Source organism: Prosthecomicrobium sp. N25 (assembly GCF_037203705.1).
In the GTDB taxonomy this organism is placed as follows: Bacteria; Pseudomonadota; Alphaproteobacteria; order Rhizobiales; family Ancalomicrobiaceae; genus Prosthecodimorpha.
Genome location: NZ_JBBCAT010000003.1, coordinates 311,620 through 332,762, shown reverse-complemented (window position 1 = coordinate 332,762; position 21,143 = coordinate 311,620). Strand labels below are relative to the sequence as shown.

Sequence of the window (21,143 nt, the reverse complement as noted above, 5' to 3'; positions counted from 1 at the left end):
ATCATGCCACGGCCGGCCGTTGCTGTCGCGGGGCGGGCCGGACACGGACGTTCCCAGTGCCGTGATCGCGGGGGCCGGGCGGCGGCCCTGGCCGGTCCGGCCGCGAACCTCCCAGGCCTCCGGAAAACTGCTGAAGCCGGCGGGCGGCAGCGGGGGTAACATTAAATGTTCTGAATATTTCGGGAGGCCGCCATGTGGAGACCCGTTGCGCCAACCGGCGCGGCTTCGTCCGCGATGCTCAGGGCCGTGCAGGGACAGGTTTTCCCGACCCTCACCTCGTCGCTGATCGTCGGTACCGACGGACCGGACCTCATCTCCCTGCGGGGCCCGGGGAGCGACCCCTTCGCCCCCGGCGACGCCAACGGCCTCGCCGGGGCCGACACGATCCTCGGCAGCTTCGCGCAGAACCGGCTCGACGGCGGAGCCGACAACGATCTCATCGTCGGCGGAACCGGGTCCTTCCTCGTGCCCGGCCGCGTCGAGGGAGCGCTGGCGCGCGGGGCCGACACGGTGGTGGGCGGCTCCGGCGACGACCTCATCTTCGGCGACGAGGCGGATGCGAGCTACACGGCCGGCCTGGTCGGGGTCCTCGACGGTTCCGATCTCCTGGAAGCGGGCGAGGGCCAGGACACGATCTGGGGCGGCGGCGGCCACGACACCATCCGGGGCGATGCCGGGGATGACCTGGCGTACGGCCAGGCGGGCCGGGACGTGCTCGCCGGCGGCGAGGGATCGGACGCACTGTGGGGCGGGGCGGACAACGACGTCCTGAGCGGCGACGCCGGCGACGACCGGCTCGCCGGCGAGGCGGGCCGGGACACCCTGGACGGCGGTGACGGCCGGGACATCCTTCAGGGCGGCGACGGCGCCGACCTGTTGTCGGGCGGCGCCGACGTCGACGTGATCGACGGCGGGGCGGGGAACGACGTCCTCCGGGGCGGGGATGGATTCGACAGGCTTGCGGGCGGCGCCGGAAACGACCTGATCTATGCCGGCGACCATACGGACGACCGGGACGACTCCGACCTCTCGGGCGGCGACGGCCAGGACACGATCTACGGCGGCGACGGCTACGACCGCATCGACGGCGGCGCGGGGGACGACCTCATCTTCAGCTTCAACGGCGGCGTGGACCTCGTGCTGGCCGGGGCCGGCAACGACGTGGTGGTCTGCGGCACGGGCGCGACCACCCATGGGGGCGGCGGCAGCGACCAGGTGCAGGGCGGGTTCCTCATCGACGAGATGTACGGCGACGAGGGCGAGGATTCGCTCTACGGCAACGACGGCCAGGACGTGATGGCGGGCGGGGCGGGGGCGGATCATCTCTTCGGCGGTCGGGACAACGACCGGCTCTACGGCGACGCCGGCCCGGTCCGCGGCCCGGCCGACGAGGGCGGCAACGACGACGCGCTCGACGGCGGCGAAGGGGACGACCTGCTGACCGGCAACCAGGGCCGGGACTACTTCATGTTCAAGTTCGCCTCCGACGACGGCCGCGACACGGTGACGGACCTGACCTTCGCGGACCGGGACTTCTTCGTCCTCGACGTCGACGACCCGCAGACGTTCGACCGCTCGGCGGTGCAGGTCCTGGACGACGGCACCGACACCACGCTGACCTGGACGGGCCACAGCGTGACGCTGCTCGGGGTGACCGGCGGGCCGGACCGGCTCCAGAGCCTGGCGGACCTGGACGCGCTCAGCCAGGCGAAGGCGGGCTACGACGTCGTCTACCTGCTCTGAGGCGGCCTCGTCCTGACACCTCCTGTCAGCACGGCAGCTGCGCGCGCCGGCGGGCGACCTTTTCCCGCCCGGGGACTCGCGCCATATTGGCTCGATGGCCCGCACCCCGAAAACCGTATCCCCGAGCCCCGCGCGCCGGCGCGGGTCCGCGACCGCAGTGCCCGACGACGCCATGCCGTGGGAGGCGCCGGCGGCGACCGGCCTGACGGCCGGCGACGACCCGCCGGCGGACGGCTTCGGGGAGGCGCCGCAGGCGGCCTTCGCGGGCGCCCCGCTCGGCCATTCGGTGGCCGACTGGGCGCGCGAGATCTCCGCGGAGGCGATGCGCGAGGCGCCCGCCCGTCCCGCGGGCGCCAGCCGGGCCAAGGCTCCGGCCGCCGAGCCCGACAAGAAGGCGCGGCCCAAGGGCCGGCAGCGCGGGGCGGACGGCGACGCCTCGCCGGCCGAGCGAGCGCGGGCCGGGCTGATGCCGGTGGCCGGGCTGGACGTCACGCTCGAGGAGGCGGCCGCGATCCCCAAGGGCGGCGCGACCGCCACCGTCGAGGCGCTGGCGGCCCTGATCTCCTCGGGCAACCCGCTCTTCAAGGACGGCAAGCTGTGGACGCCGCACCGTCCGGAGCGGCCCGAGAAGTCCGAGGGCGGCATCGCGCTCAAGATCGTCTCGGAATACGAGCCGGCCGGCGACCAGCCGACCGCCATCGCGGACCTGGTGGCGGGGGTGCAGGGCCAGGAGAAGACGCAGGTTCTGCTCGGGGTGACCGGGTCCGGCAAGACCTTCACGATGGCGCAGGTGATCGAGCGGACGCAGCGGCCGGCGCTCGTGCTGGCGCCCAACAAGACGCTGGCGGCCCAGCTCTACGGGGAGTTCAAGAGCTTCTTCCCGGGCAACGCGGTGGAGTATTTCGTCTCCTACTACGACTACTACCAGCCGGAGGCCTACGTCCCGCGGACCGACACCTTCATCGAGAAGGAATCCTCGATCAACGAGCAGATCGACCGCATGCGCCACGCCGCCACGCGTGCGCTCCTGGAGCGCGACGACGTGATCATCGTCGCCTCGGTCTCCTGCATCTACGGCATCGGCTCGGTCGAGACCTACACGGCGATGACCTTCTCGATCGAGGTCGGCGAGCGGCTCGACCAGCGGCAGCTCCTCGCCGACCTTGTCGCCCTGCAGTACCGGCGCAACGAGGCGGCCTTCGCGCGCGGCACCTTCCGGGTCCGGGGCGACACGGTGGAGATCTTCCCGGCGCACTACGAGGATCGCGCGTGGCGAGTCAGCCTGTTCGGGGACGAGGTTGAATCCATTGTGGAATTCGATCCGCTCACGGGACAGAAGAGCCAGAGCCTGAAGTTCGTGAAGGTCTACGCGAACTCGCATTACGTGACGCCGAAACCGACGTTGCAGCAGGCCATCAGCTCCATCAAGCTCGAGCTGAAGCAGAGGTTGAACGAGCTCCACGCGGCCGGCCGCCTGCTGGAGGCGCAGCGGCTGGAGCAGCGCACGGTGTTCGACCTGGAGATGCTGGAGGCGACCGGCTCCTGCGCGGGCATCGAGAACTACTCGCGCTACCTCACGGGCCGCAAGCCGGGCGAGCCGCCGCCGACGCTGTTCGAATACCTGCCCGACAACGCCCTCGTCTTCGTCGACGAGAGCCACGTGACCATCCCGCAGATCGGCGGCATGTACCGAGGCGACTTCCGCCGCAAGGCGACGCTCGCCGAGTACGGCTTCCGGCTGCCGTCCTGCATGGACAACCGGCCGCTCCGCTTCGAGGAGTGGAACGCCATGCGGCCGCAGACGGTGTGCGTCTCGGCGACGCCGGGCGGCTGGGAGATGGACGAGAGCGGCGGCGTCTTCGCCGAGCAGGTGATCCGCCCGACCGGCCTGATCGACCCGGAGATCGAGATCCGGCCGGCCAAGAGCCAGGTCGAGGACCTGCTCGGGGAGGTCAAGGACGTGGCGAAGCGCGGCTTCCGCAGCCTCGTCACGACGCTGACCAAGCGCATGGCCGAGGACCTGACCGAGTACCTGCACGAGCACGGCGTGCGTGTGCGCTACATGCATTCCGACGTGGAGACCCTGGAGCGCATCGAGATCATCCGCGACCTGCGCCTCGGCGCCTTCGACGTGCTGGTCGGCATCAACCTGCTGCGCGAGGGCCTGGACATCCCGGAATGCGCGCTGGTCGCCATCCTGGACGCCGACAAGGAGGGCTTCCTGCGCTCCGAGACCTCGCTGATCCAGACCATCGGCCGCGCGGCGCGCAACGTCGAGGGGCGGGTCGTACTCTACGCCGACCACATGACCGGCTCGATGGAGCGGGCCATCGCGGAGACCAACCGCCGCCGCGAGAAGCAGCAGGCCTACAACACCCTGCACGGCATCACGCCGGAGACGATCAAGCGCGAGATCGCCGACATCCTCGGCTCTGTCTACGAGCAGGACCACGTCACGGTCGACGCCGGCTTCGCCGACAAGGGCCACCTGGTCGGCCACAACCTCCAGGCCCATATCGCCGACCTCGAGAAGCGCATGCGCGACGCCGCCGCCAACCTCGAATTCGAGACCGCCGCGCGCCTGCGCGACGAGATCAAGAGGTTGCGCGAGACGGACCTGCTGGTGAGCGACGACCCGATCACCCGGCAGTCGGCCCTGGACGACCAGACGGGCGGGTTCGCGGGCGAGCGCAAATACGGCGCGGCGGGCAACCTGCCGCCGTCACGGGTGCGGAAGAACACGCTGGACGAGATGACCGTGGGGCGGACCGAGGTGCCGCTGGGGACCGGGGAGATGCCCAAGCGGCCGGCGCCGAGCACGGCGGCGGGGACGGTCGCGGGGAGGAAGGGGGGGAGGTGGCGGGGGAGGCGGTAGGTGTGCGGAGAAGGGTTGGATCAGGGGCGACTCGTCGACACACCGGGTCGACACTGAATCGAGGTGGGTCAGGCTCGCCGGACCAGGGTTGAGAACCCGGAAATGGGTATGCTGTCACCGGAATTCGGAACTGCGTATGCTGTCACCGCAATTCATGCTGGCCCCGTAAACCAACGGCACACCGCTGACCACGTTCAACCCTCCCGCCTTGCGTGCACAGTTCAGATCGGTCACCATAGGTTATTGATTCCGTAACTGGATGGTGACGATGCGCCAGCATACAATGCAGTTCGCAAATTTCATATTGCGCTTCGGCGAGAAGAAATTCTTACTCGACTACCTGGATACTGTCGTTATTCCCGCGATAACAAGTAAGAAGATTGTCCGTCGCTACGGACGAAAGACAAAATTTAAGTTAGTTGACACAAACATCGTAAGACTGGAGTCCGGCGATAAGCCAGTGTTTGGTGTTTATGGAAGATTAGTCAAAGATACACTATTAGTTCGCACTCAATTGTTGATTGAAGGCGATACTTTAGTGAAAGATGAATCTAGCATGAGATCATCTCCATCATCGTTTTTCCTGCTTGTTATCAATAATCATAGATTAGTCTACTTTCCTGAGACGCCGCATGCACCAGATCTAAAGGCCTTTAAAGCAACAATTCAGTACTTTTTGGACGAAGAACACAGGCGTTACATCAGAAAACTAATCTCGACCCCAATAGGTGCGCCCTTCCCTCGTTCTGTATCGGAGGCCTATTTCGAGAACCCTGCACCTACGCTGGAAGTAGTTCCACTTGGAGGGGGTAAGGACTTAGTCGAATTTTTGCGGCAGTACAAAGTCCTTAAAAAAATATCCCTAAGAGTTGTCCGACCAAACCCAGAACTTGACGGCGCAGAAATACTAGGAGAGCTCGTCGAATACACAAAGAAACTGGAGGCAGATAGCTCGACACTAATTTCAGAAAGCAAAGGTGGTTTGAGTGTAGACGCGGCGATTGAGACTGCCAAAGACGCCATAGAGACAGGAAGCGTTTTCGTCACGACTAACGGGACAGATAAACTGGGTAACCAACTCCAAGGTAATAATGAAAAATTCATCATAACAAGGAATCTAGCAGCAATACCTCCAGACGACTCAGGAACTGCCGCGAAGATGTACGACGCGCTCAAAAAGCTTGGTGATGAACAGATTGTGAAGGTTCCAAGCATTAGTTTATCTAAAGTCAACGCTGATTTCCTGGAGGCGCAAAGTCTGAGCGAATGAGCAAACCGGAAGCCTTTTTCCCAGACAAAGACTTCATCTCGGCCTATCTTAGGGCGAGCAAAGTAGCTTCGTCTGACACACAGCGATCTGTGTGTCTAGGATTGTTCAACATGCAAATGATCTTGCTCATAGTCTATATTATAACTGGTGGAAATTCAATAGACTTAAACAGTACCTTTTCCATAATCCGTCGTATTACGTCGGTGGGAAGCTCAATGTCCACAAACATACTGGGGTTTTTAGTTGGGGGGTTCGCTATTCTGACGGCGCTGTTAAATCCAAGATTTCTGCTGAGTCTCGCCAAAATACCTTCCCGTCAAGACAAAAAAATAAATCGAATGCAGTATATCCTGTACGCATATCTTTTTGTTTTCGCCCACTACATTGCTTTCTTAATTGTAACCACCATGATTAGCATAGCATTACCCGACGGCACGACATGGTTGAATGAACGCTGGCATCGACCAGTTATCGCCTATGGTCTTTGGCTGGCAAGTGCGTTATCCGCTTGGACTTTATACGTCCTTTTGTTACTGAAGTCGTTCGTCTGGAGCATATACACAACTACTTTGCTCCACGTCGCCTCTCATGAAATGATGGAGCGAATGGACGATGTTTCTCTCTCGGCATCAAGCGGGATTTTGAAAGCCTACCTGAAGCGATAAATGCAATTCAGCAATCTGTTGTGGAATATGGACAACAGTTTACCACTGCCCCCGATAATTAAAATTTAATCATTGGGTGCATCACCCACCGCGCTCGCGTGTAGAATAGCGAGGCAGATTAGATACTCCGAATTGCGGGGACAGCTTACTGGACTGCACCCCTTGGGTGAGACACGGTAAATGAGGGACAGGGTTCCAAGGAGGAACCATGTCGGATCAATCTCTGCGTGTCCATACTGCGGAATTCAAGGTTGCGGCGCTCCGGCGGCTGGAGGCCGGGGAGACGCTCGCGAGTGTTGCGGCGGATCTCGGGGTCGCGCGGCAGCTCCTCTACAAGTGGCGGAACGCCTTCCGGGCGAAGGGGCTCGCCGGGCTTTCGGCCAAGCGCGGGCGCAAGCCGAAGCCGCGCGCGGCGGCGCCCGCGCCCGCCGGCGATCCCCCGGCGGCCGGGTCGCCCCAGGATCGAGCATCGGCCGGGCCGCCCCAGGATCCGGCGGCGGCCGCGACCGCGGAACTCGCCGAAGCTCGCCGGCGCATCGCCGAGCTCGAGGCCAAGATCGGCCGCCAGCAGATGGAGCTGGATTTTTTTCGCAGAGCCTTGCAGCCGACGGACGCGGCGAGCCCGCAGCGGCCCGTTCCGCCCGGATCTACGCGGTCATCGAGGACATGACCGCGTTAGGGCTGCAAGGCGCCCCCGCCATCGACCATCTCTGCCGCCTCGGCCGCGTCTCGCGCGCGGGCTGGTACCGCCGCCGCGAGGCCCGGGCGCCGGCCGAGGCCGACGCCGACCTGCGCGACCGCATCCAGGCGCTGGCCCTCGCCCACAAGCGCTACGGCTACCGCAGGATCGCCGCCCAGCTCCGGCGCGACGGCGAAACCGTCAACGCGAAGAAAGTCTTGCGCCTGATGCGCGAGGACAACCTCCTGTGCCTGCGCGTCTCGCCTTACGTGCCGCGCACCACCGACAGCCGGCACGGCTTCCGCATCCGGCCCAACCTCGTGCGCGGCCTGGTCCCGTCCGGCCCCGACCAGATCTGGGTCGCGGACCTGACCTACATCCGGCTCGCCGAGGCCTTCGTCTATCTGGCCGTGGTGCTCGACGCCTGTTCGCGCCGGGTGGTCGGCTGGGCGCTCGAGGACCACATCGAGACCCGCCTGGCGCTCGCCGCGCTCGACATGGCGATCGCGGCGCGCCGGCCGCCGCCGGGCTCGCTGATCCACCATTCCGACCGTGGCGTCCAATATGCCTGCGGCGCCTATGTCGACCGTCTGGAGACGGCCGGCATCCGGATCTCGATGAGCGGGCTCGCCAATCCCACCGACAACGCCAAGGCGGAGAGCTTCATGAAGACTTTGAAGGCCGAGGAGGTCGACGGCAAGCGCTACCGCTCGCTCGCCGAGGCGCGCCACGACATCGGCCTGTTCCTCGAAACCACCTACAACCGAGTGCGCCTCCACTCCGCCCTCGGCTATAAACCACCCGTTGAGTTCGAGAACGACCTGGGCCACTCGCGGCCCGAATGATACGACCGCATAAGCCGTGTCACCGATTTACCGTGTCTCACCCAAGGGGTGCAGCCCATTACCCATTCCCCTAATCCGTCGCCTCGGCCAGAATTACGGGGACAGCTTACCAATTCCCTATTTCGACCCGTCAGTTCGCGAACCTGATACCGGCCCCACTCCACGCATCGCAGGGTCCGCTCCGGATTTCGCTCCTGGTCCGGACTTACCGCCTCTGTCGCCCGAGCGAGTTCAGCACCGCACCCACGGTCCGCGCCAACGCGGCGACGGTCCAGGTCACCAGTGTCTGCCCATGCACCTCGTCGAGGCGGCAAGCAGTCCGTCAGGCGCGGCGGGTCGGGGGCGTTGGGCAGGGCCTTGCGCCGGGATTATGCTCCGCGTAGAGGAATTCGTAGCAACGAAGTCTCCGATCTTGCTTTTCGAGAGCATTCCGTTCGGTTCCACTCGCCGTTCCGGGAAAACGGAGCCCCGCGTCCCATGTTCCGTATCCTCGCCTTTGCCGGCCCGCGCCCCACGGTCGAGGATCCGGTCGTCGTGACGGCGGTGTCGATCCCGCCGGGGGTGGCGGCATGACCGCCCGGGGGACGGACCGGGCGGCGGACCGGCGGTTCGCCGAGCGGGCGATCGGGGCGATCGAGGCGGATTTTGCGCGGAGCGCCGACACGCACCTGATCCGCGTGCCGCTGCCGGCCTTCCCGGACCAGGACCTCTACCTGAAGGACGAGAGCACCCACGTCACCGGCAGCCTGAAGCACCGGCTGGCGCGCTCGCTCTTCCTGCATGCCTTCGCGAACGGCTGGCTCGGGGAGGGGACCACGGTGGTCGAGGCGTCGAGCGGGTCGACGGCGGTGTCGGAGGCCTATTTCGCCCGGCTCGTCGGCCTGCCCTTCGTGGCCGTGATGCCGCGCTCGACCGCCGGGGAGAAGATCGAGGCGATCCGGTTCCAGGGCGGGGACTGCCGCTTCGTCGACCGCCCCGACGAGCTCTACGCCGCCGCGGCGGCGATCGCGGAGGAGACCGGCGGCCACTACATGGACCAGTTCACCCAGGCGGAGCGGGCCACCGACTGGCGCGGCAACAACAACATCGCCGAGTCCATCTTCACCCAGATGCGCGCCGAGCGGCACCCGGTGCCGGACTGGATCGTGGTCGGGGCCGGGACCGGCGGCACGTCGGCGACGATCGGGCGCTACCTGCGCTACCGGCGCCTGCCCACGCTCCTCGCGCTCGCCGACCCGGAGAGCTCGGTGTTCCACCGCTTCGTCCTGCGCGGGGAGGGGACGCTGCCGCCGGGCACGCCGCCCTGCCTCGTCGAGGGCATCGGCCGGCCGCGCGTCGAGCCGAGCTTCATGCCGAAGCTCATCGACCGGGCCGAGGCGGTGGCGGACGTGGAGTCGATCGCGGCCGCCCGGCTCCTGTCCGGGATCCTCGGCCGCCGCGTCGGTGGCTCGACCGGCACCAACTTCGTCGCCGCCCTGCGCATCCTCGCCGGCATGCGCCGCGCCGGCCGGGGCGGCTCGGTGGTCAGCCTGCTGTGCGACTCCGGCGAGCGCTACCGGACCACCTACTACGACGACGGCTGGGTCGCGGCCCGCGGCCTCGACCTCGCCGGCGCGACGGCGGCCGTCGAACGGGCGATGGCGGAGTGAGGGGCGGGTCCGGCGGTCACTTCGCCTTCGCCATCCGGGCCGTCATCTCGCCGAGGATGCGCGCGCCCTCGGCCTCGACGGTCAGCAGCAGGTCCCCGCCCGCCGCCACCTTGCGGCGCGTCTCGGCGTCGGCGAAGCGGCAGGTGGCCAGCCATTTCCGGCGGGCCTCCGCCATGTCCGCCCGCGCGCCGGCGGCTTCGAGCAGGCGGCGGGTCCCGGCGTAGGGGCGCTCGGCCCCGCCGCGGTAGTAGGGCTGCTGGACGTAGCGGGGGACGTACTTGAAGGGGTCGGCGAAGACCGTGGCGTTGCAGGCCCAGATCGTCTCCTGGATGGCGAAGTTCGCGAAGTCCCAGGCGGACAGGCCGTCCTCGTTGGTTGCGTCGATGGCGGCGACGACGGCCTGGTGGGTAAGCAGCTCCTCGACGATCTCGGCATGGCCGGCATAGGCGGCCTGCATGAGCAACGTCATGCCGCCGGGCTCCGTCTTCGCGATCGCGGCGCCGCCGCCGTGTGCCGCGATGGCGGCGCGGAGGTCGCGGCGTGCCGTCCCGACCGCGGCGAAGAACTCGGACTCGCGTCCCGTCGTCTCGCCGATCACGTAGAGGCGGTCCGCGAGACCGTCGAGGACGGCCTGCGGGGTGGGCACCTCGGCGGCGCGGAGCGGGACCGCGGCCGCGAGGCCGAGGGCGGTGAGCGCGGCGAACATGATCGCGGACTTCGGCATGGCTCGGCTCCGAGGGCGGACTTTTCGGTAACCTGGCAGGGTTTCATTGCCATCCCGTTGCGGGGAGGGGAGGGATCGTGGCCCGGCGCTCCAACGCGCCTCGACCCGGACCGGCGGGCGTTGTTTCGCGGTTGACCGACCGTGCTTCCGGTGGCCGCATGGCGGGCGCCGCTGCCCACAGCCCGGTCCGGGGACCCGCGAGGGTCCTGCGCGGCCGAGGCGTCCGCGCAAGCCGAGACGGTCCTCGCCTTGGGGACCCGACGAAGGAGAGCCCCGATGCCGAACGACGACGCGCGTCTGCGGCAGGTGGTAGCCCTGCTGGCGCCCCGATCCGGGGAGCGGGTCCTCGAGATCGGCTGCGGGCACGGTGTCGCCATCGGCCTCGTCCTTGCGCAGGCCGCGGAGGCGCGGGTGGTCGCCGTCGACCGGTCGCCGGCGATGGTCGCGGCGGCGCGAAGGCGGAACGCCGGCTTCGGCGACCGGGTCGACGTGGTCGAAGCGGACCTCGCCGCCCTCGACCTGGGAGGACGGCTGTTCGACAAGATCTTCGCCGTCCGGGTCGGGGCATTCGCCCGCAAGGACGCGGGACCCGAGCTCGCGGCGGCGGCGCGGCATCTGGCACCGTCCGGCCGGCTCTACCTCTTCATGGATTCGCCCTCCGGCGACGCGGCGACCCTGGGTTCGGCCATGGCGCAGACCCTCGTCCGCCACGGCTGGCGCGTCCTGGACAGGAGTCCCGTGGCGGAGCGATCGAGCGCCTGGGTCATCGCGGACCTGCCGAACCGGACTGCGGCCCGCCCGTGATCGGCCCGCTCACGATCTCGAGCGGGTGGAGGACCGGGCAGGGCGGGCGATCTGCTGCCGCTAGGCCGCATCCGTGGTCATCACGAGGCCCGGCCCGGCCGGTCCACTCTCATCCCCCGTAGACCCCCATCGCCGCGTCCACGCCGGCTCCGGCGGGGGGCACGTAGCCGTTCCGGCGGAGGACCTGCTCGAGGGAGGCGAGGCAGCGCAGGACGTTGGGCTTGCGGCAGACGTAGCCCATGGTGCCGATGCGCCAGATCTTGCCGGCGAGCGGCCCGAAGGAGGTGCCGATCTCGATGCCGAAGTCCTCCAGCATGGCCTTGCGGACGGCCTCGCCGTTCTTGATCGCGTCCGGGATAACGACGCCGGTGACGTTCTTCATCCGGTGGTTCGGGTCGCCGTAGAGGGCGAGGCCCATGGCCTCCAGGCCGGCCCGGAGGGCGCGGCTCGTCAGCTCGTGGCGCGCCACGGAGGCGTCGATGCCTTCCTCGAGCAGCACGCGGGCGCATTCGCGCGCGGCGTAGAGCATCGAGGAGGCTTCGGTGTGGTGGTTGAGGCGCTTCGGCGACCAGTAGTCCATGAGCATGGCGAGGTCGAAGTAGTTGGAGCGGATCACCGGCCCCTCGCCCTCCTCCTGGCCCGGCGCGCGGATGCCCTGCTCGACGTGGCGGCGGGCATTCACGATCGCCTCGACGCGGTCGTTGAAGGTGATCGGGGCGGAGCCGGGCGGGCCGGAGAGGCACTTCTGCAGGCCCGCCGAGGTGATGTCGATCTGCCAGGCGTCGACCTCCATCGGGTTGCCGCCGAGCGAGGCCGTGCAGTCGACGTAGAGAATGACGTCGTGGCGCCGGCAGATCGCGCCGATCTCGTCGAGCGGCTGGAGCATCGTGGTCGAGGTGTCGCCCTGGCAGATGGCGAGCACCTTCGGCCGGTGCGTCCGGATCGCGTCCTCGATGCGGCCGGGGTCGAAGACGGTGCCCCAGGGGGCTTCGATCGTGGAGACGGCGGCGCCGACGCGCTCGCCGATCTCCACCAGGAGATGGCCGAACCGGCCGAAGATCGGCACCAGGAGGCGGTCGCCGGGCGCCAGCAGGCTGACCAGGCAGGCCTCGATGCCGGCCCGCGCGGTGCCGTCGATCAGGAAGGTCCAGGGATTGCGGGTGCGGAAGACGTGGCGGTAGAGCGCCATGGTCTGGTTCATGTAGCCGGTGAACTGCGGGTCGAACTGGCCCTGAAGGGGCACCGCCATGGCGCGCAGCACGCGCGGGTTCACGTCCACCGGGCCGGGGCCCATCAGGAGCCGCGGGGCGGGGTCGAGCTCCTCGAAGAGCTCGGGGATGGCGAGCGCCGGGTCGGCGGGCCTCATCAGGGTCATCGGCTCGAGTCCTTCGGACGGCGGAAGCAGGGCGGACCGACGCTAGCACCGGCATCCCGGGCGCTTCAACGGGCCGGCTGCTCTCGAATGCCCCTTCGGGGGAACTTCACCTGTTCCTGCGGGAACAGCGGCGCCTGCGCTTCCCGGTCAAAGTCCCGTCATCGCCGAGCCGGCGATTGTCAGGGGAGAGTGAAATGACCGTCTTCCGCGTGGACGTCGACCGAGACGAAGCCGAGATCGTGAAGCCCGATCCGTCCAGCATCCTGACTGTCAGGATCGACCGCAACAAGAACGGACACGCCAAGTCGCTGTCCGAGATCTCCATGCAGCAGTTCGGGACATTCCATCTCTGGCCGCTGATCTGGATGTATAACTATTCTCGGCTGAAGGACCCGAACAAGACGCGCCTCGGCATGTTGCTCTTCGTGCCCCGCCGCCATGCCGTGACGCCGAGCCAGCTGTCGGAGTCGACGCGAATCTTCCTGATGTGGAAGGACGTCTCCCGCGCCCGCCGCATGCTCAAGGACTGGGTCGAGCGTGCTTTCGCGGACGGCGAGCCGGTGCCGGACGACGCGCTGGAGCTGCTGCCCGACTGGATGCGCTGGAACAGCGACCGGGAGCCCGAGTGGATGAAGTGGAACAGCCACACGGCGGAGTGAGACCGGCGCCGGCGGCCCGCGTCAGAGCTGGACCGCGCATTTGATCTCGCGGCCCTCCAGATAGATCGTCACCGTGACGATCCGGTTCTTCCCGAGGTCGAAGCGGCAGAGGTCGTAGGTGCGGGTGTCTCGCTCGAAGGCGACCGTGACCGGGCCGCTCTTCTGGCGGATCACCGCCGTGGCGCCGGCGGCATCGGCGAGACCCGCGACGGCCTCGCCGTTGAGGCGATAGGTGCCGTTCGACTGGGCGAACTGGCGCTTCACCTCGACGAAGCCGGTCGGCTCCTCGGCGACGCGGCAGCCGGTGGCGGCCAGCGCGAGGGCGACGGCGGCGAGGCGCAGGGGCGGGCGGGGCATGTCAGGTGCCGGGCTCCGGCGGGGTGACGGCCTTCAGGAAGCTCTTCAGCGCCGAGGAGGCGCTGCGGATGTCGTCGGCCAGGCGGCGGATCACCTGCAGCATCTGGTCGGCGTTGTTGAGGGCCTGGAGCTCCTCGATGTAGTCGCTGCGGGTCTGGACCGTGCGCAGGAGCCGGGCGAACTCCTGGCGGGCCATGGTCAGGTCCTCGCTCGCCTTCTTGGCTTCGGCGCCGATGCGTGTCCATTCCTGGACGAGGAACTGGCGCTCCTCGTTGGTGAAGCGCGTGTCGGCCTCGATCTGGCGCTGCTTGGTGCGGGCGAAATCGACCACCTTCTGGCCGAGCACCGCGACCGAGCCGTTGTCGGAGACGGAACCGAGCGCCTCGGCGATGAGGGCCTGCAGGTCGGCCAGCTCCCGCCGGGCGGCGTCGGGCGCGGTCGCCTTCTCGATGTCCTTCGTGGACTGCTCGATCTTGCCGGTGAGTGAGCCGAGATTCTTCTTCACCTCGCCGAGGGTGCGGTTGAAGTCCTCGACCGGGTTGTTGAGTTGGGGGGCCTTTTCGGCCTGACCGGCCGTCTGGGCGGGCGCCGGCGAAGCCGGGAGGGTCCCGGCGGCGACGGCCAGGGACAGGAGAAGGGCCGGCACCGTCCGCATTCCACGCAACTCCGCAAGCGTTAACGAACCGTTAGCCTGCGGCGCCTTGGTGGCGAAACTTCGGCGGGCCGGGCTTGCATGGAAAGGCGGGGCGCATCGGCCCCGCCTTCGATCCTGCCTGGCGCGGGACCGCCGCTCAGCCGGCCTTCTTCAGGCTCTGGGCGATCTTGACGAGCGTCTCGGCGTGGTTCTTCTCGCCCGTCTCGCTGCCCCAGTAGGTCAGGACCAGCATGGTGGTCTCGTTGACGACCGCCACGGCGACGCTGATGTCCGTCTCGGCGCCGTCGTCGTCCTGGCCCTTGGCGGAGATCTCGAAGAGCGGCATGCCGTTGATGGTGCCCTCGGTCTGCTTGACCGTCTTGTCGTCGACCTTGACGCCCTGCTTCAGGAGATACTCGAGGGCTTCCGTGACGGCCTTCTCGGCGCTGGCGACGCTCGCCACCTCGACTGCGAGATAGATCTCCTCGTCGGGCGAGACCGCCTCGACGCCGGCCTCGATGGCGGTCGGCTTCCAGTTGGCCGGCAGGTCGACGCTGGCGACCACGGGGGTGCCGAGCTTGAAGATGCGGGCCTCGGCGAGGCTCGGGACGGCGAAGGCGAGGGCGGCGGCAAGCATCAGTCTCAGCATCGAATGGTCTCCAGCAAGGATGGGCGAGCCGGCCCGCAGCGGGCCCCGCGACGAACCGGCGATGGGGCGAGACTAGCGGTCAGGCCTTACCGGCCGGCGAACCGCCGGGTCGGAGCGGGCGGCTTCTTTCCGCTTGGGAAAGCGGATGTTGTCGGAATCGGACGATTTGACGGGATCGGTCATGAGCCCGTCACGCGCCGGCCCTGCGCGGCCCCGGCTCAGGCGTTCTCGGCCCGGGCTCCGCCGAGAGCCGGGCGCATGGCGGGCCACTGGCCCCAGAGCGTGCCGGCGACGATCAGGCTCGCGCCGGCGAGGGTGGCGAGGGTCGGAAGCTCGGCGAAGACCAGGAAGCCCCACAGGCCGCCCCAGACGAGGGCGGTGTACTCGATGGGCGCGAGGGCGGCCGCGGGGGCGCGCGCGAAGGCACGGGCCATGGACAGATGACCGCCGATGCCGAGGAGGCCCACGGCGGCGAAGAGGGCGAGGTCGGCGGGGGCGGGCGGAACCCAGACCAGGGCCGCGGGCAAGGCGAGGATCAGGAACGGCACCGCGTTCTGGAACCACACGATGGTGATCACCGGGTCGCGCTGGGCGCGGTGGCGGAGGTAGACGAGCGAGAGCGCATAGGTGAGGGCCGAAAGCAACGCCGCCGCGACGCCGAGCACCGCGCCGCCCTGGAAGGCGCCGGCGCCGATCCGGCCGCCGACGATCATGAGCATGCCGGTGAAGCCGATCGCCAGCGTCGCGGCGACGCGGGCGGTGAGGTGCTCCTTGAGGATCAGAATGCCGAAGAGCGCGATGAGCAGCGGCGCCACGAAGGAGAGCGCGATCGCCTCGGCGAGCGGCAGCGTGCTGATGGCATAGAAGAAGCTCGTCGCCGTCACCACGACGAGGAGCGCCCGGCTCCCATTGGCGACCGCGGTCTCCCGCGAGGGCCAGCCGGGCCGCACGAGGGCCATGCCCACGGAGGCGACCAGCCCGCCCGCCGCATAGCGTAGGAACGCCACCTGCAGGACCGGGTAGCGCTCGGCCAGCAGCTTGATGGCGACGTCCATGGCGGACAGGAGGGCGATGGCGAGAACGGCGAAGAGAACGGCCTTGCGCATCGCCGCACCATAGCCCAGCCGGGGTGCGCACCGCGAGGGGGCGAGGCCACCGTCTTCCGCCGGGAGCGTGCGCCCGTCTCCGTCCTCACAAGGTCCGGGCGGCGAGGCCCTTCATCAGCACCGGGCCGGTCGGGCGCCCCGTCGGGGAGCCGGTCTCGGGCTCCAGGGTGATCTCGAAGAGCTGGTCGGGCGCGGGGTCGGGCAGGTGGCCGAGGTCGAGGGGCAGGGTGCGGGCCCGCGGCATCAGCCCGACCGAAATCGGGCCCTCGGCGCGGTCGCGCAACGTCCAGACCTGGAGGGCGCGGCCGGCCGGCACGGGCAGGTCGGCGAGGGGCACCAGGCGGACGCGGCCGTCCGCGAAGGCCTCCACGACGGCGCCCGGCTTGCCGGGCTCGACGAGCAGCACCGCGACCACCTGGGGACGCGGCGCCGGCATCTCCCAATAGGTGCCGATCACGAGTCCCATGGCGACCACGGCCGCCGCCGCCAAGCCGCGCCAGACGCGGACGGAGCCCCAGAGCCCCGCCACCGGGCCGGCGCCGGGCCGTCCGGTCGGCGGGAACGGCAGGAGGACGGCACCGGACGGGGCATCCCGGTCGGCCTCCACCGGGTCGGCGGCGGGCGACGGACCGTCCAGGCGGGCGAGAAGGCTCGGCCAGAGGCCGGCCGGCACATCGGCGGGCGGCGTGGCGCTGTCCAGTTCGGCCAGGCGACGGCGCCAGCCGGCGACGGCGGCGCGGAAGGCGGGGTCGGCGGCGACGAGACGCTCCGCCTCGGCGCGGTCCGCGCCCTCGGCGAGGCCGAGCACCCACTCGGCGGCGAGCAGGTCGCGGTCGGGTCCGGGCGCGGCGGGGGCGGGCGGCGGCGGAGGGGCGGTCATCCGAGGCACTCCCTGAGGCTCGCGAGGCTGCGCCGGATCCAGGACTTCACGGTGCCGAGGGGCAGCCCCAGGCGGCCGGCGAGCTCGCCGTGGCTGAGCCCCTGCGTGTAGGCGAGCACGATGGCGGCGCGCCGGCGCGGCTCGAGGCGGTCGAGGCAGCGCCTCAGGGCACCGGCCTCGGAAAGGCGGGCGACGGCGGCCTCGGGATCCTCGTCCTCCGAGGGACGGTCGTAGGTTTCCGGGTCGTCGACGAGATCCGTCCGACTCTCGCTGCGCAGGATGTTGAGCGCGCGGTTGCGCAGGATGGCGTAGATCCAGGTGAGGCCGCTGCCGAGGCGCGGGTCGAAGGTCTCCGCCTTGCGCCAGACCTGCAGGAAGACGTCCTGCACGACCTCCTCGGCGAGGGCGCGGCGCTTCACGATGCGCTGCGCGACCGCGATCATGCGGCCGGCCTCGCGGTCGTAGAGAGCCTTGAGGGCCGACCGGTCGCCCTCGGCGCAGGCGCCGATCAGGGCCTCGATCTCGCCCGACGCGGGACGCCCTTCGTTCACGGCAAGCTCCACGTTTCGTCCTCCCCCGGCGGGCCGTGCCCGGTTCGAGCGCGGGTCCGCGAGGTCCCGCAAACCTTCTACACCGCCGCGGGACGCCCGGATGCAGGGGGTCTCAACAAATCGTCAGGCCGCATCCGGGGAGGGGGGCGCCGGGTAACCGCGGCATGGGACCGGCGAGGGTCGCCGGCCCGAAGACAAGGAGGTCGTCCCATGCCGTCCCGCACCCTCGCGCTCGCCGCCGCCGCACTCGCCCTGCAGACCGTCGCGGCGTCCGCCGAAACCGTCGCCGCGCTCGTCGGGGACGACTGGCTCGCGCTCATCGACACGGCCGAGCGGCGCGCCGCCAAGCCGGTCCGGATCTCCGGCCTGTCCGCGCCCGTGGTCGGCCTGGACGTCCGGCCGGCGGACGGGATGCTCTACGCCCTGGCGGCGGACGGGACGGTCGCGACCGTCGATCCGGCGACCGGCAAGGCCACCGTCCGGTCGAAGCTGGAGGCGATGTTGCCGGCCGGCGTCGCCGGCGCGGTCGACTTCAACCCGGTCGCGGACCGGATGCGCATCATCGGCGCGGACGGGACCAGCCTGCGCGCCAACGTCGACGACGGCAAGGTGGCGACCGACGGCAAGCTCCGCTATGCGGACACCGACGCCCACAGGGGCAAGAGCCCGAAGGTCACGGCCGCGGCCTATTCCAATTCGGTCAAGGGTACCAAGGAGACGGCCCTCTACGACCTCGACACCGCCAACGGGCTGCTCGTCAAGCAGGCCCCGCCGAACGACGGCATCCTCAACACCATAGGGTCGGTCGGCGGCAAGGTGACGGCCTTCGACATCGTGGCGGACGGGCAGGGCGGCAACACCGCCTGGGTGCTGGTCGGCACGACGCTGCACAAGCTCGACCTCGCGACGGGAGCGATGTCGAGCCCGGTACGGATCGACGGTGTCGAGGGCACCGTCCGCGACATCGCGGTCCTCTCCCGCGGCTGAGCCGCCGCGCGACCGCGACCGGGCCGCGGCGGCCGTTCACCCCCCGCCGCCGCGGCCCGGGGTCACTCGAGTTCGTAGCCCATGGCGGCCATGCCCTCCTCGAGGAGGTCGCCGACGTTCGGGATGCCCATCAGGTAGCGTGCGGTCGAGCGGGTCGCCCGCTCGGCGGCGCGGCGCACCGCGACAGGCCACTCCTGCGGCTCGAAGTCGCCCCGGCCGATCCAGACGAGGGCGACGAGGTCGGCCTTCTCGTCCACGTTCAGGCCCTCGATCACGCCGCGGATCTGCTCGTCCGTGCCGTCGTCCGCGATGGTCTCCAGCACGTGCAGGGCGCCGTCCTCGTAGCCGTCGATGCCGCCGCCGAAGCCGCCGGCCTCCTCCTTGCCGTCCATCATCCGCAGGTACTCGATGAGTTCCTGAACCTTGGCGGGGGCGATTTCCATGAGCCTTCTCCTCGACGTCGCGCGCGGGACAGACTGCCCTCTCACGGTGCGCCCCGCCTTGCGACGGATCAAGGCCGGCGCGTCCTTCGGCCTCCGCCGGCGATCCGAAGGCCGACGAGTGTCGTAAGGTCGCAGGGAGGGGTCGCGCCGCGGCCAACGACAACTGTCTAGTAAAAATCGAGTCTCAGATCGTAAGTTCATGGAATGAGAATTGATTCAGGCCTATTCATGCATGCTGCAGCCATGCTGTCGAGCGCGATCTGTTTTCCCCGACTCGATGACAACCTTGAGGAAATGCCGCATAGTTTCCGCCGGGGGGACGAAGAGGGGGCTCTTCGCCGCATGGCGGACTCGGCATTGCGCGCGCGCTCGGGCGTTCGCGCAAGGGTCGACGTCGTCCTCCCGACGAACTGGGAGGAAAACATATGAATCTTGTAACCGCTCTGGCGATCGTCATCGGCGCGCTCGGCGCCGTCGCCACCTATCTCGTGCTCGGACCGGCCGCCGATCTCGGCCTGCAGATCTGGATCGTCTTCATCGCCTGGGCCAGCTTCTTCCACTGCGGGGGCGGCGAGGCCGGCCTGAAGAACTCCGTGGTCGCCAACATCTGGGGCGCCCTCTGCGCCACGGTCGCCCTCGTCCTCGTCGCAAAGGCGAGCGGCGGCAGCCTGCCGGTGATCTCGATCATCGTCGGCATCACGGTGGCGGTGATGATCCTCGGCGCCCACCTGCCGCTCTTCGGGGCCATCCCGGCCGCCGTGTACGGCTATGCTTCGACGGCCGGCTACACGCTGCTGACGAGCGGCGACGCTCTGAACTTCGGCCTCAAGGGGCCGTTCACGACGGTGGCGCTCTCCTGCATCGTCGGCGGCCTGTTCGGCTACGTGTCCGGCAAGATCGCGGGCACCCTCGCCAAGTAGGCGGTGCGGCCGCACCATCCAGAGGCCGCGGCGGAGGATATCCGCCGCGGCCTTTCGCATGCGGGGGCGCGGGCGGAGGGCTTCACCTCGGCGGGCAAACGTGGTGACGTCCGGCCCTTTCCGATCCTTCAGCCGGAGCCCCCATGCAGGTCCTCAGCACGCCCCTCGCCCCCATCGTGATGCTGCTCGCCTCCAACGTCTTCATGACCTTCGCGTGGTACGGGCACCTGAAGTTCAAGGGCGCGGCGCTCTGGACGGTGGTGCTGGCGAGCTGGGGCATCGCCTTCTTCGAGTACTGCATCGCGGTGCCAGCCAACCGCTACGGACATGCCTTCTATTCCGCGGCCGAGCTCAAGACGATTCAGGAGGTGGTCACTCTCCTCGTCTTCGCCGTATTCTCCTACGCGTATCTCGGCGAGCCGCTCGGGTGGAATCACGCGATCGGATTCGCCCTCATCGCGCTCGGCGCCTTCTTCGTTTTCCAGAAGTGGTAAGATGATCTCCCCCTTGCTGATCGAGCTCGTCGGCAGCATCGCCGCCGTGCTGACCACGGCCTGCTGGATCCCGCAGGCGCTCCGGGTCTTGCGCTCGCGCCAGGCCTCGAGCCTGTCGCTGGCGACCTTCGCGATGCTGGTCTCCGGGATCGTGCTGTGGCTGACCTACGGGCTCATGATCCAGAGCTGGCCGCTGATCGCCTCCAACGTGGTCAGCCTCGTGCTCAACGGCGTGATCCTGGGGGTCAAGATCCGCTACGGCTGAGCGACCGGCGGCTCGACCGCGGCGAGGCGGGCGAGCCAGTCGTCGAGGCGGCGGCCGTTGGTGCCCCAGTCGGCGCGGCCGAGCTGGCTTTGGGAGTGGAGCGCCAGGGTCGACCGGCCCGGTCCGGCCGGCAGGTAGCGGACCCGGATCGTATCGGGAAAGCGCATCAGCGGCGTGTAGGCGACGTAGCGCTCCTCGAGCGCCTCCGGGTAGTCGGCGACGCGGGTGACGAGCGGCAGGCCGGCGAGCACGGCGCGCAGGCGCTCGCGCAGGACCGTGGGCTCGACCGCATAGACGGGCGGCTCCCGGTCGATCCTGGCACGGCACAGGGTCGCCGGGCAGACAAGGGCATCGTTCGGCCAGGGGCTGCGCGTCAGGGTCTCGAACTCGACCCGGCCCAGGTCCGGCTTGCCGAACAGGAGCGCCCAGGTGTTCTCGCGGCCGTAGAGGACAAAGAGCGCAGCGGCGGCCAGGACCGCGAGGCCGATCGCATGGAGCAGGATCATCATGACGACACGGCGCATCGGGGGTTCCGGGTGGGTCGGGCGGAGCGCGGGCGCGTGGGCGGG

23 protein-coding genes are annotated in these 21,143 nt (G+C 68.7%); 13 read left to right on the top strand and 10 right to left on the bottom strand.

Annotated features, from left to right (window positions below; translation table 11 throughout):
- The first annotated feature begins 192 nt into the window (after nt 1-192).
- The 7 genes from WBG79_RS20700 (at nt 193) to WBG79_RS20670 (ending at nt 9,726) form a co-directional block, all read left to right on the top strand.
- Nucleotides 193-1,743, top strand: coding sequence for a calcium-binding protein (locus WBG79_RS20700; RefSeq protein WP_337359123.1), 1,551 nt, complete (start codon nt 193-195; stop codon nt 1,741-1,743).
- Nucleotides 1,744-1,915: 172 nt separating this feature from the next.
- Nucleotides 1,916-4,618: an excinuclease ABC subunit UvrB gene (gene uvrB / locus WBG79_RS20695; protein ID WP_337359122.1), complete on the top strand. Its 2,703-nt coding sequence runs from the start codon at nt 1,916-1,918 to the stop codon at nt 4,616-4,618.
- A gap of 268 nt (nt 4,619-4,886) precedes the next feature.
- Complete coding sequence (locus tag WBG79_RS20690; protein ID WP_337359121.1) at nt 4,887-5,888, top strand: hypothetical protein; 1,002 nt, start codon at nt 4,887-4,889, stop codon at nt 5,886-5,888.
- A 110-nt stretch (nt 5,889-5,998) separates the two neighbouring features.
- Nucleotides 5,999-6,553 (top strand): hypothetical protein, encoded by a 555-nt coding sequence (locus WBG79_RS20685; RefSeq protein WP_337359120.1) that lies wholly within the window; start codon nt 5,999-6,001, stop codon nt 6,551-6,553.
- Between the two features lie 208 nt (nt 6,554-6,761).
- Nucleotides 6,762-7,223, top strand: coding sequence for a helix-turn-helix domain-containing protein (locus WBG79_RS20680; protein ID WP_337359119.1), 462 nt, complete (start codon nt 6,762-6,764; stop codon nt 7,221-7,223).
- Nucleotides 7,220-8,077: an IS3 family transposase gene (locus tag WBG79_RS20675; RefSeq protein WP_337359118.1), complete on the top strand. Its 858-nt coding sequence runs from the start codon at nt 7,220-7,222 to the stop codon at nt 8,075-8,077. The genes WBG79_RS20680 and WBG79_RS20675 overlap by 4 nt, the downstream gene beginning before the upstream one ends.
- Before the next feature lie 569 nt (nt 8,078-8,646).
- The gene (locus WBG79_RS20670) at nt 8,647-9,726 is read left to right on the top strand and encodes a PLP-dependent cysteine synthase family protein (RefSeq protein WP_337359117.1); all 1,080 of its coding nucleotides are present in this window, start codon (nt 8,647-8,649) and stop codon (nt 9,724-9,726) included.
- Nucleotides 9,727-9,742: 16 nt separating this feature from the next.
- Here the strand turns inward: WBG79_RS20670 and WBG79_RS20665 are convergent, their stop codons facing one another.
- Nucleotides 9,743-10,450, bottom strand: coding sequence for an ankyrin repeat domain-containing protein (locus WBG79_RS20665; protein ID WP_337359116.1), 708 nt, complete (start codon nt 10,448-10,450; stop codon nt 9,743-9,745).
- A gap of 276 nt (nt 10,451-10,726) precedes the next feature.
- On the opposite strand from WBG79_RS20665, the gene WBG79_RS20660 reads away from it, so the two are divergent.
- Nucleotides 10,727-11,254 carry an SAM-dependent methyltransferase gene (locus WBG79_RS20660; RefSeq protein WP_337359115.1) on the top strand — a complete coding sequence of 176 codons (528 nt, stop codon included), beginning with the start codon at nt 10,727-10,729 and terminating at the stop codon, nt 11,252-11,254.
- Nucleotides 11,255-11,363: 109 nt separating this feature from the next.
- Here WBG79_RS20660 and WBG79_RS20655 read toward each other — a convergent pair whose 3' ends face one another.
- Nucleotides 11,364-12,629 (bottom strand): pyridoxal-phosphate-dependent aminotransferase family protein, encoded by a 1,266-nt coding sequence (locus tag WBG79_RS20655; protein WP_337359114.1) that lies wholly within the window; start codon nt 12,627-12,629, stop codon nt 11,364-11,366.
- Nucleotides 12,630-12,823: 194 nt separating this feature from the next.
- Between WBG79_RS20655 and WBG79_RS20650 the strand changes: the two genes are divergently transcribed.
- Nucleotides 12,824-13,288 (top strand): hypothetical protein, encoded by a 465-nt coding sequence (locus tag WBG79_RS20650; RefSeq protein WP_337359113.1) that lies wholly within the window; start codon nt 12,824-12,826, stop codon nt 13,286-13,288.
- Between the two features lie 21 nt (nt 13,289-13,309).
- On the opposite strand, the gene WBG79_RS20645 is transcribed toward WBG79_RS20650, so the two are convergent.
- From WBG79_RS20645 to WBG79_RS20620, 6 genes are all read right to left on the bottom strand, one after another.
- Nucleotides 13,310-13,645 (bottom strand): hypothetical protein, encoded by a 336-nt coding sequence (locus tag WBG79_RS20645; protein ID WP_337359112.1) that lies wholly within the window; start codon nt 13,643-13,645, stop codon nt 13,310-13,312.
- A gap of 1 nt (nt 13,646) precedes the next feature.
- Entirely contained in the window at nt 13,647-14,300 is a 654-nt protein-coding gene (locus WBG79_RS20640; protein WP_337359111.1) for a hypothetical protein, read from the bottom strand.
- 136 nt (nt 14,301-14,436) lie between these two features.
- Nucleotides 14,437-14,928, bottom strand: coding sequence for a histidine kinase (locus WBG79_RS20635; protein ID WP_337359110.1), 492 nt, complete (start codon nt 14,926-14,928; stop codon nt 14,437-14,439).
- 218 nt (nt 14,929-15,146) lie between these two features.
- Nucleotides 15,147-16,034, bottom strand: coding sequence for a DMT family transporter (locus WBG79_RS20630; protein ID WP_337359109.1), 888 nt, complete (start codon nt 16,032-16,034; stop codon nt 15,147-15,149).
- Nucleotides 16,035-16,119: 85 nt separating this feature from the next.
- Complete coding sequence (locus WBG79_RS20625; protein WP_337359108.1) at nt 16,120-16,914, bottom strand: anti-sigma factor; 795 nt, start codon at nt 16,912-16,914, stop codon at nt 16,120-16,122.
- The gene (locus tag WBG79_RS20620) at nt 16,911-17,465 is read right to left on the bottom strand and encodes a sigma-70 family RNA polymerase sigma factor (protein WP_337359107.1); all 555 of its coding nucleotides are present in this window, start codon (nt 17,463-17,465) and stop codon (nt 16,911-16,913) included. The genes WBG79_RS20625 and WBG79_RS20620 overlap by 4 nt, the downstream gene beginning before the upstream one ends.
- A gap of 210 nt (nt 17,466-17,675) precedes the next feature.
- Here WBG79_RS20620 and WBG79_RS20615 point away from each other — a divergent pair, with 210 nt between their 5' ends.
- Nucleotides 17,676-18,452, top strand: coding sequence for a DUF4394 domain-containing protein (locus WBG79_RS20615; RefSeq protein ID WP_337359106.1), 777 nt, complete (start codon nt 17,676-17,678; stop codon nt 18,450-18,452).
- A gap of 62 nt (nt 18,453-18,514) precedes the next feature.
- On the opposite strand, the gene WBG79_RS20610 is transcribed toward WBG79_RS20615, so the two are convergent.
- Nucleotides 18,515-18,895 carry a DUF3775 domain-containing protein gene (locus tag WBG79_RS20610; RefSeq protein WP_337359105.1) on the bottom strand — a complete coding sequence of 127 codons (381 nt, stop codon included), beginning with the start codon at nt 18,893-18,895 and terminating at the stop codon, nt 18,515-18,517.
- A 425-nt stretch (nt 18,896-19,320) separates the two neighbouring features.
- Between WBG79_RS20610 and WBG79_RS20605 the strand changes: the two genes are divergently transcribed.
- The 3 genes from WBG79_RS20605 to WBG79_RS20595 all read left to right on the top strand — a co-directional run bounded on the left by WBG79_RS20605 (nt 19,321) and on the right by WBG79_RS20595 (nt 20,574).
- Nucleotides 19,321-19,815: a DUF1097 domain-containing protein gene (locus WBG79_RS20605; RefSeq protein ID WP_337359104.1), complete on the top strand. Its 495-nt coding sequence runs from the start codon at nt 19,321-19,323 to the stop codon at nt 19,813-19,815.
- Nucleotides 19,816-19,958: 143 nt separating this feature from the next.
- Nucleotides 19,959-20,309: a DMT family protein gene (locus tag WBG79_RS20600; protein WP_337359103.1), complete on the top strand. Its 351-nt coding sequence runs from the start codon at nt 19,959-19,961 to the stop codon at nt 20,307-20,309.
- 1 nt (nt 20,310) lies between these two features.
- Entirely contained in the window at nt 20,311-20,574 is a 264-nt protein-coding gene (locus tag WBG79_RS20595; protein ID WP_337359102.1) for a SemiSWEET transporter, read from the top strand.
- On the opposite strand, the gene WBG79_RS20590 is transcribed toward WBG79_RS20595, so the two are convergent.
- Nucleotides 20,565-21,098 carry a DUF1499 domain-containing protein gene (locus tag WBG79_RS20590; RefSeq protein ID WP_337359101.1) on the bottom strand — a complete coding sequence of 178 codons (534 nt, stop codon included), beginning with the start codon at nt 21,096-21,098 and terminating at the stop codon, nt 20,565-20,567. The two genes, WBG79_RS20595 and WBG79_RS20590, sit on opposite strands and share 10 nt — an antisense overlap.
- Between the last annotated feature and the right edge of the window lie 45 nt (nt 21,099-21,143).

Coding starts and splice junctions, on each gene's coding strand:
- WBG79_RS20625 (WP_337359108.1), bottom strand. CDS start 16,914: ATGACCGCCCCTCCGCCGCCGCCCGCCCCCGCCGCGCCCGGACCCGAC.
- WBG79_RS20680 (WP_337359119.1), top strand. CDS start 6,762: ATGTCGGATCAATCTCTGCGTGTCCATACTGCGGAATTCAAGGTTGCG.
- WBG79_RS20700 (WP_337359123.1), top strand. CDS start 193: ATGTGGAGACCCGTTGCGCCAACCGGCGCGGCTTCGTCCGCGATGCTC.
- WBG79_RS20670 (WP_337359117.1), top strand. CDS start 8,647: ATGACCGCCCGGGGGACGGACCGGGCGGCGGACCGGCGGTTCGCCGAG.
- WBG79_RS20630 (WP_337359109.1), bottom strand. CDS start 16,034: ATGCGCAAGGCCGTTCTCTTCGCCGTTCTCGCCATCGCCCTCCTGTCC.
- WBG79_RS20665 (WP_337359116.1), bottom strand. CDS start 10,450: ATGCCGAAGTCCGCGATCATGTTCGCCGCGCTCACCGCCCTCGGCCTC.
- WBG79_RS20650 (WP_337359113.1), top strand. CDS start 12,824: ATGACCGTCTTCCGCGTGGACGTCGACCGAGACGAAGCCGAGATCGTG.
- WBG79_RS20615 (WP_337359106.1), top strand. CDS start 17,676: ATGCCGTCCCGCACCCTCGCGCTCGCCGCCGCCGCACTCGCCCTGCAG.
- WBG79_RS20640 (WP_337359111.1), bottom strand. CDS start 14,300: ATGCGGACGGTGCCGGCCCTTCTCCTGTCCCTGGCCGTCGCCGCCGGG.
- WBG79_RS20675 (WP_337359118.1), top strand. CDS start 7,220: ATGACCGCGTTAGGGCTGCAAGGCGCCCCCGCCATCGACCATCTCTGC.
- WBG79_RS20685 (WP_337359120.1), top strand. CDS start 5,999: ATGCAAATGATCTTGCTCATAGTCTATATTATAACTGGTGGAAATTCA.
- WBG79_RS20660 (WP_337359115.1), top strand. CDS start 10,727: ATGCCGAACGACGACGCGCGTCTGCGGCAGGTGGTAGCCCTGCTGGCG.
- WBG79_RS20605 (WP_337359104.1), top strand. CDS start 19,321: ATGAATCTTGTAACCGCTCTGGCGATCGTCATCGGCGCGCTCGGCGCC.
- WBG79_RS20600 (WP_337359103.1), top strand. CDS start 19,959: ATGCAGGTCCTCAGCACGCCCCTCGCCCCCATCGTGATGCTGCTCGCC.
- WBG79_RS20690 (WP_337359121.1), top strand. CDS start 4,887: ATGCGCCAGCATACAATGCAGTTCGCAAATTTCATATTGCGCTTCGGC.
- WBG79_RS20610 (WP_337359105.1), bottom strand. CDS start 18,895: ATGGAAATCGCCCCCGCCAAGGTTCAGGAACTCATCGAGTACCTGCGG.
- WBG79_RS20645 (WP_337359112.1), bottom strand. CDS start 13,645: ATGCCCCGCCCGCCCCTGCGCCTCGCCGCCGTCGCCCTCGCGCTGGCC.
- WBG79_RS20635 (WP_337359110.1), bottom strand. CDS start 14,928: ATGCTGAGACTGATGCTTGCCGCCGCCCTCGCCTTCGCCGTCCCGAGC.
- uvrB (WP_337359122.1), top strand. CDS start 1,916: ATGCCGTGGGAGGCGCCGGCGGCGACCGGCCTGACGGCCGGCGACGAC.
- WBG79_RS20595 (WP_337359102.1), top strand. CDS start 20,311: ATGATCTCCCCCTTGCTGATCGAGCTCGTCGGCAGCATCGCCGCCGTG.
- WBG79_RS20590 (WP_337359101.1), bottom strand. CDS start 21,098: ATGCGCCGTGTCGTCATGATGATCCTGCTCCATGCGATCGGCCTCGCG.
- WBG79_RS20655 (WP_337359114.1), bottom strand. CDS start 12,629: ATGACCCTGATGAGGCCCGCCGACCCGGCGCTCGCCATCCCCGAGCTC.